This is a genomic window from Pseudomonas rhodesiae, assembly GCF_013285305.1.
Classification (GTDB): Bacteria; Pseudomonadota; Gammaproteobacteria; order Pseudomonadales; family Pseudomonadaceae; genus Aquipseudomonas; species Aquipseudomonas rhodesiae.
Window position 1 is genome coordinate 88,048 of sequence record NZ_CP054205.1, and the last position, 15,864, is coordinate 103,911.

Below are 15,864 nucleotides of genomic sequence, written 5' to 3' on the forward strand. Positions count from 1 at the left end.
TGCCTTTCAGGCCCGCCTGACACCCCTTACTGAACACACGGAACCTGCACAACTCCATCATGGACCCTTCCCCTGGTATCACCCTCGCGACACTCTTCGCCGATTTCGGCATGATCCTCTTTGCACTGATCCTGGTACTGCTCAACGGTTTCTTCGTTGCGGCCGAGTTCGCCATGGTCAAACTGCGGGCCACCCGGGTCGAGGCCATCGCCCACACCAACGGCTGGCGCGGGCAGATTCTGCGCACCGTACACAGCCAGCTCGACGCGTACCTGTCGGCCTGTCAGTTGGGTATCACCCTCGCCTCCCTGGGCCTGGGCTGGGTCGGTGAGCCGGCGTTTGCGCACATCCTGGAGCCGTTGTTGGGCGCGGTGGGCGTTGAGTCGCCGGAAGTGATCAAGGGCGTGTCGTTCTTTGCGGCATTTTTCGTGATTTCCTACCTGCACATCGTGGTCGGCGAGCTGGCGCCCAAGTCTTGGGCCATTCGCAAGCCCGAGTTGCTCTCGCTGTGGACGGCCGTGCCGCTGTACCTGTTCTACTGGGCCATGTACCCGGCCATCTACCTACTCAACGCCAGCGCCAACGCGATCCTGCGTATCGCCGGCCAAGGCGAGCCTGGCCCGCATCACGAACACCATTACAGCCGCGAAGAACTCAAGCTGATCCTGCACTCCAGCCGTGGTCAGGACCCGAGCGACCAAGGCATGCGAGTGCTGGCCTCGGCCGTAGAAATGGGCGAGCTGGAAGTGGTGGACTGGGCTAACTCCCGCGAAGACCTGGTGACTCTGGACTTCAACGCGCCGCTCAAGGAAATCCTCGCGCAGTTCCGCCGCCACAAATTCAGCCGTTACCCGGTGTATGACGCCGAGCGCAATGAGTTCGTCGGCCTGCTGCATATCAAGGATCTGCTGCTGGAACTGGCGGCGCTGGACCATATCCCCGAATCCTTCAACTTGGCCGAGCTGACCCGCCCGCTGGAACGCGTATCGCGGCACATGCCGCTGTCGCAGTTGCTGGAGCAGTTCCGCAAAGGCGGCGCACACTTTGCGCTGGTGGAAGAAGCCGACGGCAAGGTCATTGGCTACCTGACCATGGAAGACGTGCTGGAAGTGCTGGTCGGCGATATCCAAGACGAACACCGCAAGGCCGAACGCGGCATCCTCGCGTATCAGCCGGGCAAGCTGCTGGTACGCGGCGATACCCCGCTGTTCAAGGTGGAACGCCTGCTGGGCGTGGACCTGGACCACATCGAAGCCGAGACCCTGGCCGGGCTGATCTACGACACGCTCAAGCGCGTGCCGGAGGAAGAGGAAGTGCTGGAGGTCGAAGGGCTGCGGATCATCATCAAGAAGATGAAAGGTCCGAAGATCGTACTGGCCAAGGTGCTGCTGCTGGATTGACCGTCAGTTGCCCAACGCAAAGTTGGGCAACGCGCCCACCGGCTGGTTGAACTCATACGGGATCGACACCAACCCCGCCTCGGTGGCGCGTTGAACCACAAAATGCAGATGAGGCCCGCTGCTGTTGCCGGTATTGCCGGACAACCCCAGCGGGCTGCCAACCACCACACGCTGACCCACCTTCACACTGACCGAACCCTGCCGCAGATGCAGATAGACGCCCTGGGTGCCGTCGTCGTGCCGCACGCGCACGAAATTGCCCGACGCATCGCCGCCCCGCCCCGCCTGCTGATTTTCGGTCTTCACCACCACACCGCCCCGCGCGGCAATGATCGGCGTGCCCTCGGGCATGGCGATGTCCATGGCGTAGCGGCTCTTGGGATCGGTATGGCTGAAGCTGCCGTTAGGTCCCTGGGTCAAACGGAACGGCCCGCCACGCCACGGCAACGGGTAGCGATAAGCATGCGGGGTGTCACGAGGTATGGGCGCCTGCGGTAGCGGCCTGTGTACGCGCTCAACGCTGCGCTGCTGAATCACGAACGCCTGGGCGCCGGGGGTATGCCAGTCGCTGTAAATCACCACGCCATTGGCATCGATGGACTTATACAGCGTCATGGCCAGGGTCGACGGCGCGGCCGTTACCAGCGCGCCGCACAACAGCAGGCGAATGAACATGGCGTGCACCTGTCGGGATGACTGAACGGCAGGCTAACAAGGGTTCATGACAATCTTGTAGCCCGCTTACGACAGGTATTGCGCTGGGTCCTAGGGGTTACGCACCCGGCACAAAGTGCTTCTGCGCCGTGCCCCGTGCGATCAGGCGCGAGATGTAGTCCATCTTCTGCGCGTCCTGATCGATGAAGCGGAAAGTCAGTTGCAGCCAGTCGCTGTCCGGCCTCGGCTCAAAGGCGACGACGGCGTGCAGGTAGCCGTTAAGGCGCGCCACTTCGGCGTTGTCGCCTTGCTCCAGGTCCAGCACCGCGCTTTCCAGTACTTGAGGCAGGATTTCACCACGGCGCACCACCAACAGCGCTTCCTTGATGCTCAGCGCCTTGATGACGCATTGCTGGGTGCCGCTGGACAGCCGCAGTTGGCCCTGGCCACGGCCCGCTTGGGCAGATGCAGATGCAGCCGGGGCTTTTACCGGCTGCGTATTGAGCAGGCCGCGATTGGGCGCAGCAGCGGCCGCGGGGGCAGCCTTGATGGCTTCGGGCTTGCCGCCGGTCAGGGCGCTGAGGGAGTCGTTGCCGAAAGCCGAATTCATCTTGGTTGGCGCACTGGCGACCAACGCATCGAGGCGACCGACTTTGTGCAGGGCCTGCTTGACCTTGTTCAGCAACTGTTCGTTGGTGAACGGTTTGCTGACGTACCCGGACACACCGGCCTGGATCGCCTGGACCACGTTTTCCTTATCGCCACGGCTGGTCACCATCACGAACGGCATGGCTTTGAGATGGGTCTGTTCGCGGCACCAGGTCAGCAGCTCCAAGCCGGACATTTCCGGCATTTCCCAGTCGCACAGCACCAGGTCGAAGGTCTCGCGCATTAGAATGGCCTGGGCCTTTTTGCCGTTCACCGCATCTTCAATCTTGATCCCAGGGAAGTAGTTACGCAGGCACTTCTTCACCAAGTCGCGAATAAACGAGGCGTCATCCACCACCAATACACTGACTTTACTCATCGACCCTTTATCCTATAAAAACCGCGGCACGCAGAACGCCTAACTGATGGCATTTTGCCAAAACTCTGTAGTCACGTCGGGACTTTCTTTCACCCGCCGCGCAAATAATTCAGTCGCCACAAACAAAAACGCCCGACCAAAGGCCGGGCGTTAATTTCTCGGGCAACCTTACTTATCGTCAGTTTCGCCCGGAACATTAGGTATTTGATCGGTTGAGCCTTCAACTTCGGCTTTCATGCGTTTGAGCCCCATGTGCCGCACGTCGGTACCGCGCACCAGGTAAATCACCAGCTCCGAGATGTTGCGCGCGTGGTCGCCGATGCGCTCCAGCGAACGCAGCACCCAGATAATGCTCAAGACCCGCGAGATAGAGCGCGGGTCTTCCATCATGTAGGTGGCCAGCTCACGCAGGGCAGTCTTGTACTCGCGGTCGATGACTTTGTCGTACTGGGCCACGGACAGCGCCAGCTCGGCGTCGAAACGGGCAAAGGCGTCGAGGGCATCGCGCACCATGTTGCGCACTTGGTCGCCGATGTGGCGAACTTCCACGTAACCGCGCGGCGCTTCGCCTTCTTCGCAGAGTTGGATGGCACGGCGCGCGATCTTGGTGGCTTCGTCGCCGATCCGCTCAAGATCGATCACGGATTTGGAAATGCTGATGATCAATCGCAGGTCGGATGCCGCCGGCTGACGACGGGCCAGAATGCGCAGGCATTCTTCGTCGATGTTGCGCTCCATCTGGTTGATCTGGTCGTCGATTTCACGCACTTGCTGAGCCAGGCCCGAGTCGGCCTCGATCAGGGCGGTGACGGCGTCGTTGACTTGCTTCTCCACCAGCCCGCCCATCGCCAGGAGGTGGCTGCGCACTTCCTCAAGCTCGGCGTTGAACTGCGCAGAGATGTGATGGGTAAGGCCTTCTTTGCTAATCATGCGTTTGCTCCGCAAAAGCTGTAAGCCGCAAGCTACAAGCCGCAAGCTGATGTGTGTCGTTCCGTTGAACTGCTTTTACTTGCCGCTTGAAACTGGCGGCTTGCAGCTACCCCAACTAGCCATAGCGACCGGTGATGTAGTCTTCGGTCTGTTTCTTTGCCGGATTGGTGAACAGGGTATCGGTGTCGCCGAACTCCACCAGCTTGCCCATGTACATGAACGCGGTGTAGTCGGAAACCCGCGCCGCCTGCTGCATGTTGTGGGTCACGATGACAATGGTGAACTTGGATTTAAGCTCGTAGATCAGTTCTTCCACTTTCAGCGTCGAGATCGGGTCCAGCGCCGAGCAGGGTTCGTCGAGCAACAACACTTCCGGCTCCACGGCGATGGTCCGCGCGATCACCAGACGTTGTTGCTGGCCGCCGGACAAACCGAGCGCCGAATCGTGCAGGCGGTCCTTGACCTCATCCCACAGCGCCGCGCCCTTGAGTGCCCACTCGACCGCTTCGTCGAGGATGCGCTTCTTGTTGATGCCCTGGATGCGCAGGCCGTAGACCACGTTTTCGTAGATGGTCTTGGGGAACGGGTTGGGCTTCTGGAATACCATGCCCACCCGGCGACGCAGCTCGGCCACGTCCTCGCCCTTGCGGTAGATGTTGCTGCCATAGAGGTTAATGGCACCTTCCACGCGGCAGCCGTCCACCAGGTCGTTCATGCGGTTGAAGGTGCGCAGCAGCGTGGACTTGCCGCAGCCCGACGGGCCGATGAAGGCGGTCACGCGCTGCTTGGGAATGTTCATGCTGACGTCGAACAGCGCCTGCTTTTCACCGTAGTACAGGCTCAGGCCCGGCACTTCGATGGCCACGGTTTCTTGAGCCAGGCTCAGGCTCTGCTTGTCGCGACCCAAGGCAGACATGTTGATGCCGTGGGAATGGGTTTCATGTTGCATGGTCTCACTCCGTTCGAAGCTGCAAGCTTTTAGCTGCAAGCTGCAAGATTTGAGCAAAAGCGGCTTGTAGCTTGCCGCTTGTGGCTAATAGATTCAGCTGTCCAACGCCTTGTACTTCTCGCGCAGGTGGTTACGAATCCACACCGCCGACAGGTTGAGCGTGGCGATCACCAGCACCAGCAGCAGCGCGGTGGCGTACACCAGCGGTCGCGCGGCTTCGACGTTGGGGCTCTGGAAGCCGACGTCATAAATATGGAAGCCCAGGTGCATGATCTTTTGATCCAGGTGCAAGTACGGGTAGTTGCCGTCCAGCGGCAGCGACGGCGCCAGTTTCACCACACCTACCAGCATCAGCGGCGCCACTTCACCGGCGGCACGGGCCACGGCGAGGATCATGCCGGTCATCATGGCCGGGCTGGCCATCGGCAGTACGATTTTCCACAGCGTTTCCGCCTTCGTCGCGCCCAGGGCCAGGGACCCTTCGCGCACTGTCCGCGGGATCCGCGCCAGGCCTTCCTCGGTGGCTACGATCACCACCGGCACCGCCAGCAGCGCCAGGGTCAGCGAGGCCCACAACAGGCCCGGGGTGCCGAAGGTCGGCGCCGGCAGGGCTTCGGCGAAGAACAGCCGGTCAACCGAACCCCCCAATACATACACGAAGAAGCCCAGGCCGAACACGCCGTAGACGATGGCCGGTACACCGGCCAGGTTGTTCACGGCGATCCGGATAATGCGGGTCAGGGTGTTCTGCTTGGCGTACTCGCGCAGGTACACCGCCGCCAGCACACCGAACGGGGTCACGATCATCGCCATGATCAGCGTCATCATCACGGTGCCGAAGATAGCCGGGAAGATCCCGCCTTCGGTGTTGGCTTCCCGTGGGTCATCGCTGAGGAATTCCCAGACCTTGCTGAAGTAGAAGCCGATCTTGGTCATGGTGCCCATGGCGTTCGGCTGGTAAGCGTGCACCACTTTGCCGATGCCGATTTCCACTTCCTTGCCGTTGGCGTCACGGGCCGTCAGCGCATCGCGGTTGAACTGGGCGTGCAGGTCGGCCAGGCGTGCTTCGATGTCTTGGTAGCGCGCATTCAGCTCGGCGCGGTCGGCATCCATGTCGGCCTGGGCGGCGGCGTCGAGCTTGCCTTCCAGTTCCAGTTTACGGCCGTGCAGGCGGATACGTTCCAGGCCGGCGTTGATTGCGCCGATGTCGGTTTTTTCCAGGCTCTTGAGCTGAGCGGCCAGCTTGTTGACGCGGTCGACCCGGGCCTGCAGCTCCGGCCACGCGGCCTCGCCTTCTGCGATGACCTTGCCGTCCTGCTTGACGTTGACCAGGGTGCCGTAGAAGTTGCCCCACTCACGACGCTCAATCGCCATCAGCTCTTTAGGCTTGGTCTGGTCCTTCAACCACTCGCCGACGATCCAGGTGAAGTCGTTGCCGTTCAGGTCGCGGTTACCGACCTTGATCAGCTCGCGGGTCATGAACTCCGGGCCTTCGTCGGGCACCGGCAGACCGGCGCTTTTAAGGCGCTCGCGCGGCACTTCTTCTTTCTGCACCACTTCGCCTATGACGATGTGGTTGGCCTGGCCAGGCACGCTGTAGTTGGCCTGGATCAGGTCGGCCGGCCAGAAGTGGCCCAGGCCCCGCACCGCGATCACGGCCAATAGGCCAATGGTCATGATGACCGCGATGGACACCGCGCCACCGCTGATCCAGACGCCAGGGGCGCCGCTCTTGAACCATCCATTCAGGGAGTTCTGTTTCACAGACTTCTACCTTTCTTAAAGCGACGAGTATTTCTTGCGCAGACGCTGACGAATCAGCTCCGCGAGGGTGTTCATGATGAAGGTGAACAGCAGCAGTACCAGCGCCGAGAGGAACAGCACACGGTAGTGACTGCCGCCCACTTCCGACTCGGGCATTTCCACCGCGACGTTGGCCGCCAGGGTGCGCAGGCCTTCGAACAGGTTCATCTCCATCACCGGGGTGTTGCCGGTGGCCATCAGCACGATCATGGTCTCGCCGACGGCGCGGCCCATGCCGATCATCAGCGCCGAGAAGATGCCCGGGCTGGCGGTGAGGATCACCACGCGAGTCATGGTCTGCCACGGCGTGGCGCCCAGGGCCAGGGAGCCCAGGGTCAGCCCGCGCGGCACGCTGAACACGGCGTCTTCGGCGATGGAGTAGATGTTCGGAATCACCGCAAAACCCATGGCCAAGCCCACCACCAGAGCGTTGCGCTGGTCGTAGGTGATGCCCAGGTCGTGGGAGATCCACATACGCATGTCGCCGCCGAAGAACCAGGTTTCCAGGTACGGGCTCATGTACAGCGACAGCCAGCCCACGAACAGGATCACCGGGATCAGGATCGCGCTTTCCCAACCGTCGGGTACACGCAGACGCAGGGATTCAGGCAGGCGGCTGAAGATAAAACCGGCCACCAGGATGCCAATCGGCAACAGCATCAGCAGGCTGAAAATCCCCGGTAGATGCCCTTCGACATACGGCGCCAGGAACAGACCGGCGAAGAAGCCCAGGATCACCGTCGGCATCGCTTCCATCAGCTCGATCACCGGCTTGACCTTGCGACGCAGGCTCGGCGCCATGAAGTAGGCGGTGTAGATCGCCGCCGCAACGGCCAGCGGCGCGGCCAGCAGCATGGCGTAGAACGCAGCCTTGAGCGTGCCGAAAGTCAGCGGCGCCAGGCTCATCTTGGGTTCGAAATCGGTGTTGGCGGCGGTCGATTGCCAGACGTACTTAGGCTCGTCGTAGTTCTCGTACCAGACCTTGCTCCACAACGCGCTCCAAGAGACTTCAGGGTGCGGGTTATCCAGCAGCAGCGGTTGCAGCTTGCCGCCGGCTTCCACGATCACGCGGTTGGCCCGTGGCGACATACCGAACAAGCCTTGGCCGTCGACTACCGGGTCCACCAGCAGGGTGCGGTGCGCGGTGCTGTGGAACACGCCGAACTTGCCGGAAGCATCCAGGGCGGTGAAGCCCTTACGACGTTCTTCGGCGGTGATTTCCACAATCGGCGCGCTGCCCATCTGGAAGGTACGGATCGGCTTGAAGCGCTGCTCGCCGTCCGGGTCGCGGGCCATGAACCACTGGGCCAGGCCGCCCTTGGAGTTACCGAAGATCAGCGAAATGCCGCCCACCAACTGCGTGCTGGCGGTGATTTCGGCGTTGCCATCTTCCAACAATTTGTATCGACCGTTGAGGCTCTTGTCGCGCAGGCTGAACACGTCGGCCAGGGCGCGGCCGTTGATCACGTACAACCACTGCTGGCGTGGGTCGATAAAGATCGCCTTCACCGGCTCGGTCATTTGCGGCAGCTCGATACGCTTCTGCTCGCTGGTGACTTCACCGGTCATCATGTTTTCTTCGCGGCTCAGGGTCAGCACGTTCAAGTACGAACCGGACGAACCGGCGGCCACCAGCGAGGAGTCGGTGGCGTTGAGCGCGACGTGCTCCAGTGGGCGACCGGCCTCGTCCAGCACGATCGGAGTTTCACCGTAGGGGTATTCGATCGCGGGGGTGATGGTCTTCTTACCGTCCGGGTAGGACACCTTGTAGGTGTGGCGGAACACCATGGCTTGGCCATTGGACAAACCGAGGATCACCAGCGGGCTGCCCGGTTGGTCCTTACCGATGGACGCCACGCTCACACCGGCCGGCAGCGGCAGGTCGATGCGCTTGAGTTCGGCACCGGTGTCCACTTCAAAGAACAACGCCTGGCCTTTGTCGGAAACCCGCATGGCGACTTGATTCTGTTCTTCCAGAGAGATCAGCAACGGCTTGCCAGCGTCTTGCATCCACGCGGGCGTGAGCGCGTCTTCCTTGGTCAGCGAAGCACCTTGGAACAACGGCGCTACCACGTAGGCCAGGAAGAAGAAGATCAGGGTAATGGCGGCCAGCACGGCAAGGCCGCCGACCAGCACATACCAGCGAGTGAAGCGATCTTTGAGCGCGCGGATGCGGCGCTTGCGTTGCAGCTCAGGCGTATTGAAATCAATGCGCTTGGGAGGAGAAGTCGTCGTCATGGTGGAATTGGCCAGATCATTCATGCGCACACCCTAGCGATCCTGTATGACAGAAAGATGACAATGCAGTGACGCAGGAAATCCGCCGCGTAGCAGGGCTGGCAGCGGACTAGAAATTAGGAGGCGAGGTCCAGCTCCTTCGGACCTGCCCGGGCCTTGAACCCAGCCAAGCGGCGGGTTCAAGGCGATTTGACCGGTGGCTTACTTGCCGCCTTCTTTCAGACCCAGATCAGCCAGTGCCTTGGCGGCAACTTTGGCTGGCAGTGGGATGTAACCGTCTTTGACCACCACTTCCTGGCCCTGCTTGGACAGCACCAGCTTCACGAACTCAGCTTCCAGCGGAGCCAGAGGCTTGTTCGGGGCCTTGTTGACGTACACGTAGAGGAAGCGCGACAGCGGGTATTTGCCATTCAGGGCGTTTTCTTCGCTGTCTTCGATGAACTCAGTGCTGCCTTTTTTGGCCAGCGGTACGGTTTTCACGCTGGCGGTCTTGTAGCCGATGCCCGAGTAACCGATGCCGTTCAGCGAGGAACTGATCGACTGCACAACCGACGCCGAGCCTGGTTGCTCGTTCACGTTAGGCTTGTAGTCGCCTTTGCACAGGGCTTCTTCTTTGAAGTAGCCGTAGGTACCGGATACCGAGTTACGACCGAACAGCTGCACCGGCTTGTTGGCCAGGTCGCCGGTCACACCCAGGTCGCCCCAGGTTTTCACGTCGGCTTTAGCACCGCACAGGCGAGTCGAGGAGAAGATCGCGTCGACTTGTTCCATGGTCAGGTGCTGGATCGGGTTGTCCTTGTGTACGAACACGGCCAGGGCGTCCACGGCCACCGGAATAGCGGTTGGCTTGTAGCCGTACTTCTGCTCGAAGGCCGCCAGTTCGGTGTCCTTCATCTTGCGGCTCATCGGGCCCAGGTTGGAGGTGCCTTCAGTCAGCGCAGGTGGCGCAGTGGCGGAACCGGCAGCTTGAATCTGGATGTTGACGTTCGGGTATTCCTTTTTGTAACCCTCAGCCCACAGGGTCATCAGGTTGGCCAGGGTGTCAGACCCGACGCTGGACAAGTTGCCCGACACACCAGTGGTCTTCACATACGCCGGAATTGCCGGGTCAACACCAGCGGCCACCGCGTTGGCGGTCGCAACGCCAGCAGCGACAAACGTCATTGCCGCCATCAAACGTTTCAGTTTCATGCCTTGCTCCTAGCAGATAGGGATAGTTGGATCGGGGCCAAGTATCGGTAGGCCGTGTGAACACTCTATGTCTGGAATGTGACAATTAGATGAAAGGCCAGTATGGAACGAGGGCGGCGATTGGAGGGCAACCCCCCGCACCGAACGGGCTGCATGAGCAGATAGATGTTTCGAGGCTCAGGCTTGGAAACACTCTGTAATTGTTAGTGGAAAACTTCCCACAGTTCTCTAGGGTTGTAGCTAGGAATCGACCTGACTAACCTGCCTCGCGTCATTGCATATTCAACCATCAGAGACTCCAAGCCTTTGCAGGCTGAAAAAGCTTCCTAGACCTTAGGTTGACAAAACAAAAGCAAAGCATAACCTTGTCAACCGAAGGAGACCTCACATGATCAACGACCGAATCCGCCGCGCAAGGTTGTTGCGTGGAATGTCGCTGGAAGCGCTTGCGCTCAGCCTTGGCGACATAACCAAGCAAGGCTTGAGCAAATATGAGAAAGGATTGAGCCAACCCAGCTCTCGGCGCCTTCTGCAATTGGCAAAAGCGCTGGAGGTGAGTCCTGAGTACTTCTTTCGTCCCCCAGCTCTGCCCCTCGCGCCACTGGAGTTCCGAAAACTGGCGAAAATGCCTCAATACCGCCAGGTTCAGGTCGAAGAACAGATCCGAGAACATCTGGAGCGCTATATCGCCCTTGAAGCGTGCTTCGACCCGGAGGATATACAAACTGCCAAGACCCCCGCTCAAATGCTGTCGGTATCATCCATTGAGGAGGCTGAACGAGCGGCAGATGAGCTCCGCAGATATTGGGACATTGGTGAAGACCCCATCGCTCATTTGACCGAGCAATTGGAAGAACACGGCATCAAGGTGGTGATGCTCAGCGGCCTAGAGGATTTTGATGGCGCCTGTGCCTCGACCAATGACGGCCAACATGTGCTGATTGCTCTGAATGCACAACGACCAGGCGAACGCATTCGCTTTACCGCGGCACATGAATTGGGCCATTGGGTCATGCGATTGCCAGACGACATGCCCGAGCGCGATAAAGAAAACTGCTGCCACCGCTTTGCAGGCGCTTTTTTATACCCAGCTAAGCGTGTCACCGCAGACTTTGGCGGCCATCAGCGGTCTCGGGTTCATCCCCGGGAACTCTTGATCGTCAAACGCCAATACGGACTATCCATGCAGGCGGTACTCCGTCGCCTGAAAGACCTCAACCTACTGGGTGAGGGCGGCTATAAGTCTCTGACTATTCAATTCAGCAGCAACGGCTGGCGAAAGGCAGAACCTGAACCGCTGCCTTGTAAACCCCCTCAGCGTTTCGAGTCACTTGTGTTCTGGGGGTTGGCGGAGGGACTTATTACCAAGTCACGAGCGGCGGAGTTACTGCGCCGTTCAGTGAAGGCTCTGGACCCCAATTTTCTGGGCTCACTGGAGAGCGCATGAGCCTGATCTATATCAGCGATACCAACATCTGGATTGACTTCAGAAATGCAGGATTGCTGGATCACATGTTCAGGCTGCCGTTCACGTTCTGTTGTACTGACTTTGTGATGTACGAACTTGAGGATTTCCCTCATGACGAACTTCTTGCCAAAGGGCTGGTTGTAGAAACATTCGATGGGGATGGCGTACAAAAGCTCGTCGGCCTGAAAGCCGAACACAACAACAGCTCGCTGGCTGACGTTTCCTGCTACCTGCTCGCACAAGTTACCGGCAGACCATTGTTGACAGGGGATGGGAAGCTACGGCGCCAGGCCATTCGGGACGGATTACACGTGCATGGCGCACTGTGGCTGCTCGATCTGATGGTCGAATATCAAGTCGTCAATACGAGCGAAGCCGCAATGGCTCTGGACAATATGCTCACAGGGGGAGCCCGTCTGCCAGCATCAGAGTGCCTGGCGAGACTCTCCACATGGCGCCCCCTCTAAACTCCGACTAACAGGTACATCCGTGTACACAGTCGGCGTTCTGATCACTCAGCGCCCACGCTTCCACAGATACCCACCCACCAAGATCCCCATCACACACAGCACGGCCACGTAGTACGCCGGGCCCATCGGGCTTTCCTTCATCAGCAGCGACACCACCAACGGCGTCAGCCCGCCGAACACCGCGTAGGCCACGTTGTAGGAGAACGACAGGCCGCTGAAGCGCACCACCGGTGGGAAAGCTTTGACCATCACGTAAGGCACCACGCCGATGGTGCCGACGAACAGGCCGGTCAGGGCGTACAGCGGGAACAGCCAGTCGGGGTGGTCGAGAAGGCTGTGGTAGAGCGTCCAGGAGGTCGCCAGCAGCAACGCGCAACCGGCGGTCAGCACGCGCCCGGCGCCGAAGCGGTCGGCCAGGGCGCCGGAGGCGATGCAGCCCAGGCTCAGGGTCACGATGGCCAGGCTGTTGGCTTGCAGCGCCACGGTGGGGCTGAAGTGATATATGGTCTGCAGCACGGTCGGCGTCATCAGGATGACCACCACCACGCCGGCCGATAGCAGCCAGGTCAGCAGCATCGACAGCACGACGGCGCCACGGTGATCGCGCAGCACCGCGCGCAACGGCAACTCGGCGGCCAGGGTCTTGCGTTGCTGCATCTCGGCAAAAATCGGCGTTTCATGCAACCAGCGACGCAGGTACACCGACAACAGGCCGAACACACCGCCGAGCAGGAACGGGATACGCCAGGCGTAATCCGACACCTGTTCCGGGCTATACAGCGTGTTGATGGCAGTGGCCACCAGCGACCCCAGCAGAATACCGGCGGTCAGGCCGCTGGTCAGGGTGCCGCAGGCATAGCCGATATGCCGTGGCGGCACGTGCTCGGACACAAATACCCATGCTCCCGGCACCTCCCCGCCGATTGCCGCGCCTTGGATGATGCGCATCAGCAGCAACAACAGCGGCGCCCACAAACCGATCTGCGCGTAGGTCGGCAGCAAGCCCATGATCAAGGTCGGCACGGCCATCATGAAGATGCTCAAGGTGAACATCTTCTTGCGCCCCAGCAGGTCGCCGAAGTGCGCCATGATGATGCCCCCCAGCGGACGCGCCAGGTAGCCGGCGGCGAAGATGCCGAAGGTCTGCATCATGCGCAGCCATTCGGGCATGTCGACCGGAAAGAAGAGTTTTCCGACCACGGTGGCGAAAAACACAAAAATGATGAAGTCGTAGAACTCCAGCGCCCCGCCCAAGGCGGACAGCGACAGGGTTTTGTAGTCGTTGCGGGTCAGCGGGCGCGAGGGTTGCGCACTGCTTGCGGGCACGGAGGACATGGCAAGGCTTCTCTTATTAGTCAGAACGGCAGATCCCAGGTGCTGGCTGCGCCAGGACGGGTTCGGCAAGATAGCAAATCGCCTGGAAAAGCACACCAGAAGCACAGTTGACGGAAAAAGCCGCATTACAGCCGCTAAATGCCGACCAAATGAGCGCCGGGAGGTCGTCGTGGCGCATGGGTGTCGATATACTCGGCCCTTGCACGCGCCAGACCCGCAGTCTTGAGGGCTGCTGTGCCAAAACGACGTTGGCGCCACCCAGCCGCTTTGGCAGAGTTTCCCTTTAGTACGCCTTACGAGAAACGCATCAGGCGGGGTATGGTGCTGAAACGTTTTTCCAGAAGACGGCTATCCACTTGAAATACCCATGAAGCGTCACGGGTCAGAGGCACCCTCGGCATGATCGAACTCGAACAAGAAGATCCTATCCCGCAAGGCGATCTCGCCCTGCAAATCACTGCGCTTCCGCGTGAAACCAACGGCTTTGGCGACATCTTCGGCGGCTGGCTGGTCGCGCAGATGGACCTGGCCGGCACCGCCATGGCCAGCAAGGTCGCTGGCGGGCGTGTGGCCACGGTAGCCATCGATCGTATGGCGTTCCTGGTGCCAGTGGCGGTGGGCGCGCAATTGTCCTTTTACACCCAGGCCCTGGAAATCGGCCGCAGCTCGATACAGATGATGGTCGAAGTGTGGAGCGACGACCCCCTGTCCAGCGAATGGCGCAAGGTGACCGAGGCGGTCTTCGTGTTCGTCGCCATCGACGGCAGCGGCCGCACGCGTTCGGTACCGTCACGCGCGCGTTAAACCTCATCGGGTTTTGACGGTCAATTGCCCCATTACCTGCCATTGAGAGTGCTTCGTATGCCTACGCCCCACGTTGAAACCGTGACAATCGACGAGCTGGACTGCTGGCGCATCCGCCATAACGGCGCTGAGCTGCAGGTGGCCCGGCAGGGTGCGCATATCTTCAGCTACCAGCGCGATGGTGAGCAGCCGTTGATCTGGCCGAACCCCGAAGCGGTATTCAAGCAGGGCAAAGGCATTCGTACCGGCGTGCCGGTGTGTTGGCCATGGTTTGGCGTTTTCGACCGCAACCCCGATAGCGTCAAAGCGATGCGCCAGAGTGACCAACCGGCCGGCGCTCACGGGTTTGCGCGCACCGCACGCTGGGAGTTGGCCGGAGCCGAGCTTGAAGGTGACGCCTTGCGCATCGACCTGGTGCTACCGGTACCCGCGGGCGGCTTCCCCGGCTGGCCCCATCAGGTCGATCTCACCCTGAGCCTGCTGCTGGACGAGCAACTGCACATCCGCCTGACCAGCCACAACCGTGGCACCGACACCGTGACTCTGAGCCAGGCGCTGCATACCTACTTCGCCGTCAGCGATGTGCGTCAGGTTCAGGTTGAAGGCCTGGACGGCACGACATATATCGACACCGCCGACGGCTGGACCAGTAAGACCCAGTCTGGCCCGCTGCGCTTCAATGCCGAGACCGACCGCATCTACCTCGACACGCCCGCGCAGGTGAGCATCGTCGACAAAGACTGGCAGCGCCGCATCCAGCTCACGGCCCAGGGCTCTAAATCGACAGTGATCTGGAACCCCTGGACCGAGCGGGCCAAAGCCTTCGACGATATGGCCGATGACGGCTGGCAAAACATGCTGTGCATCGAGACGGCGAACGTGCTGGACGATGTGGTAACGCTGGCGCCGAACGAACGCCATACCCTGGGCGTAAGCATCACCGGCATCGCGCTGTAGATAAAGAACCCAATGTGGGAAGGGGCAACCCCCCTCCCACATTGATGGTATTGCGGCTTAGAGATCGGATTCCTTGACTACTCGCACCTTGCCCGCATCCAGCGCATAGGCCGCGTCGGCCAAATCGTTATTCACCGTCTCCACCTTCAACGTGCCGGTCACCCACAGCGGCGTGTAGATGTCGTCCAGCTTCAACCCCTTGGGATAACGCACCAGCACCAGTTGGTTGGGCGGCGGTGGCGGTACGTGAATGCAGGCCCCTGGGTACGGCACCAGAAAGAACAGCGTGCTGCGGCCCTTGGCGTCGGTTTCCAGCGGAACCGGGTAACCGCCGATGCGGATATTCTTGCCGTTCATGGCGGCCACGGTCTTGGTGGAATACATCACCGCCGGCAAGCCTTTGCTCTGCTTCAAGCCGCCTTTGTCGGTAAAGGTGCCCTGGGCTTCGGGGGAGTTGTGATCGATCTCGGGCATGGCCTCAAGGGCCTTTTGGTCCGACAGCGGCATCAGGTCGAGCCAGTCGGTTTCCGGCAGTTCGCCGGCGTGTGCCAGGCCAGTGCCCAGCAGGAGAAAAATCAATAGAAAACGGCGCATGGAGAGGCTCGGCAAGTACAAGTGCCGAGCATTCTAGCCCTCTG

At 60.5% G+C, this 15,864-nt stretch carries 14 protein-coding genes; 5 read left to right on the plus strand and 9 right to left on the minus strand.

The annotated features are described in order from the left end of the window. The first annotated feature begins 59 nt into the window (after window positions 1-59). Window positions 60-1,400, plus strand: a complete 1,341-nt coding sequence (locus HRH33_RS00405; protein ID WP_034101519.1) for a hemolysin family protein — start codon at window positions 60-62, stop codon at window positions 1,398-1,400. 3 nt (window positions 1,401-1,403) lie between these two features. Here HRH33_RS00405 and HRH33_RS00410 read toward each other — a convergent pair whose 3' ends face one another. The 7 genes from HRH33_RS00410 to HRH33_RS00440 all read right to left on the minus strand — a co-directional run bounded on the left by HRH33_RS00410 (window position 1,404) and on the right by HRH33_RS00440 (window position 10,192). After that, entirely contained in the window at window positions 1,404-2,075 is a 672-nt protein-coding gene (locus HRH33_RS00410) for a peptidoglycan DD-metalloendopeptidase family protein (RefSeq protein WP_094064415.1), read from the minus strand. Between the two features lie 97 nt (window positions 2,076-2,172). Next, window positions 2,173-3,081, minus strand: coding sequence for a response regulator (locus HRH33_RS00415; protein WP_034139845.1), 909 nt, complete (start codon window positions 3,079-3,081; stop codon window positions 2,173-2,175). A 168-nt stretch (window positions 3,082-3,249) separates the two neighbouring features. After that, window positions 3,250-4,011, minus strand: a complete 762-nt coding sequence (gene phoU / locus HRH33_RS00420) for a phosphate signaling complex protein PhoU (RefSeq protein ID WP_034115469.1) — start codon at window positions 4,009-4,011, stop codon at window positions 3,250-3,252. Window positions 4,012-4,126: 115 nt separating this feature from the next. Continuing rightward, complete coding sequence (gene pstB / locus HRH33_RS00425) at window positions 4,127-4,960, minus strand: phosphate ABC transporter ATP-binding protein PstB (protein WP_016971675.1); 834 nt, start codon at window positions 4,958-4,960, stop codon at window positions 4,127-4,129. 93 nt (window positions 4,961-5,053) lie between these two features. Further along, on the minus strand, window positions 5,054-6,724 hold the full coding sequence (gene pstA / locus HRH33_RS00430; RefSeq protein ID WP_034101523.1) for a phosphate ABC transporter permease PstA: 1,671 nt from the start codon (window positions 6,722-6,724) through the stop codon (window positions 5,054-5,056). A 15-nt stretch (window positions 6,725-6,739) separates the two neighbouring features. Continuing rightward, the gene (locus HRH33_RS00435) at window positions 6,740-8,773 is read right to left on the minus strand and encodes an ABC transporter permease subunit (protein WP_173603571.1); all 2,034 of its coding nucleotides are present in this window, start codon (window positions 8,771-8,773) and stop codon (window positions 6,740-6,742) included. A 429-nt stretch (window positions 8,774-9,202) separates the two neighbouring features. Continuing rightward, complete coding sequence (locus HRH33_RS00440) at window positions 9,203-10,192, minus strand: phosphate ABC transporter substrate-binding protein PstS (protein ID WP_034101525.1); 990 nt, start codon at window positions 10,190-10,192, stop codon at window positions 9,203-9,205. 388 nt (window positions 10,193-10,580) lie between these two features. Between HRH33_RS00440 and HRH33_RS00445 the strand changes: the two genes are divergently transcribed. Then, complete coding sequence (locus HRH33_RS00445) at window positions 10,581-11,639, plus strand: helix-turn-helix domain-containing protein (protein WP_167417332.1); 1,059 nt, start codon at window positions 10,581-10,583, stop codon at window positions 11,637-11,639. Beyond that, window positions 11,636-12,127, plus strand: a complete 492-nt coding sequence (locus tag HRH33_RS00450) for a PIN domain-containing protein (RefSeq protein WP_047882279.1) — start codon at window positions 11,636-11,638, stop codon at window positions 12,125-12,127. The genes HRH33_RS00445 and HRH33_RS00450 overlap by 4 nt, the downstream gene beginning before the upstream one ends. Before the next feature lie 48 nt (window positions 12,128-12,175). Here the strand turns inward: HRH33_RS00450 and HRH33_RS00455 are convergent, their stop codons facing one another. Then, on the minus strand, window positions 12,176-13,465 hold the full coding sequence (locus HRH33_RS00455; RefSeq protein WP_167417333.1) for an MFS transporter: 1,290 nt from the start codon (window positions 13,463-13,465) through the stop codon (window positions 12,176-12,178). Between the two features lie 399 nt (window positions 13,466-13,864). On the opposite strand from HRH33_RS00455, the gene HRH33_RS00460 reads away from it, so the two are divergent. Together HRH33_RS00460 and HRH33_RS00465 are read left to right on the plus strand one after the other, a co-directional pair. Continuing rightward, window positions 13,865-14,269, plus strand: coding sequence for an acyl-CoA thioesterase (locus HRH33_RS00460; RefSeq protein WP_003176975.1), 405 nt, complete (start codon window positions 13,865-13,867; stop codon window positions 14,267-14,269). Window positions 14,270-14,326: 57 nt separating this feature from the next. Next, the gene (locus HRH33_RS00465) at window positions 14,327-15,226 is read left to right on the plus strand and encodes a D-hexose-6-phosphate mutarotase (protein WP_034115471.1); all 900 of its coding nucleotides are present in this window, start codon (window positions 14,327-14,329) and stop codon (window positions 15,224-15,226) included. A gap of 57 nt (window positions 15,227-15,283) precedes the next feature. Here HRH33_RS00465 and HRH33_RS00470 read toward each other — a convergent pair whose 3' ends face one another. Then, window positions 15,284-15,820: a DUF3299 domain-containing protein gene (locus tag HRH33_RS00470; protein WP_034101528.1), complete on the minus strand. Its 537-nt coding sequence runs from the start codon at window positions 15,818-15,820 to the stop codon at window positions 15,284-15,286. Between the last annotated feature and the right edge of the window lie 44 nt (window positions 15,821-15,864).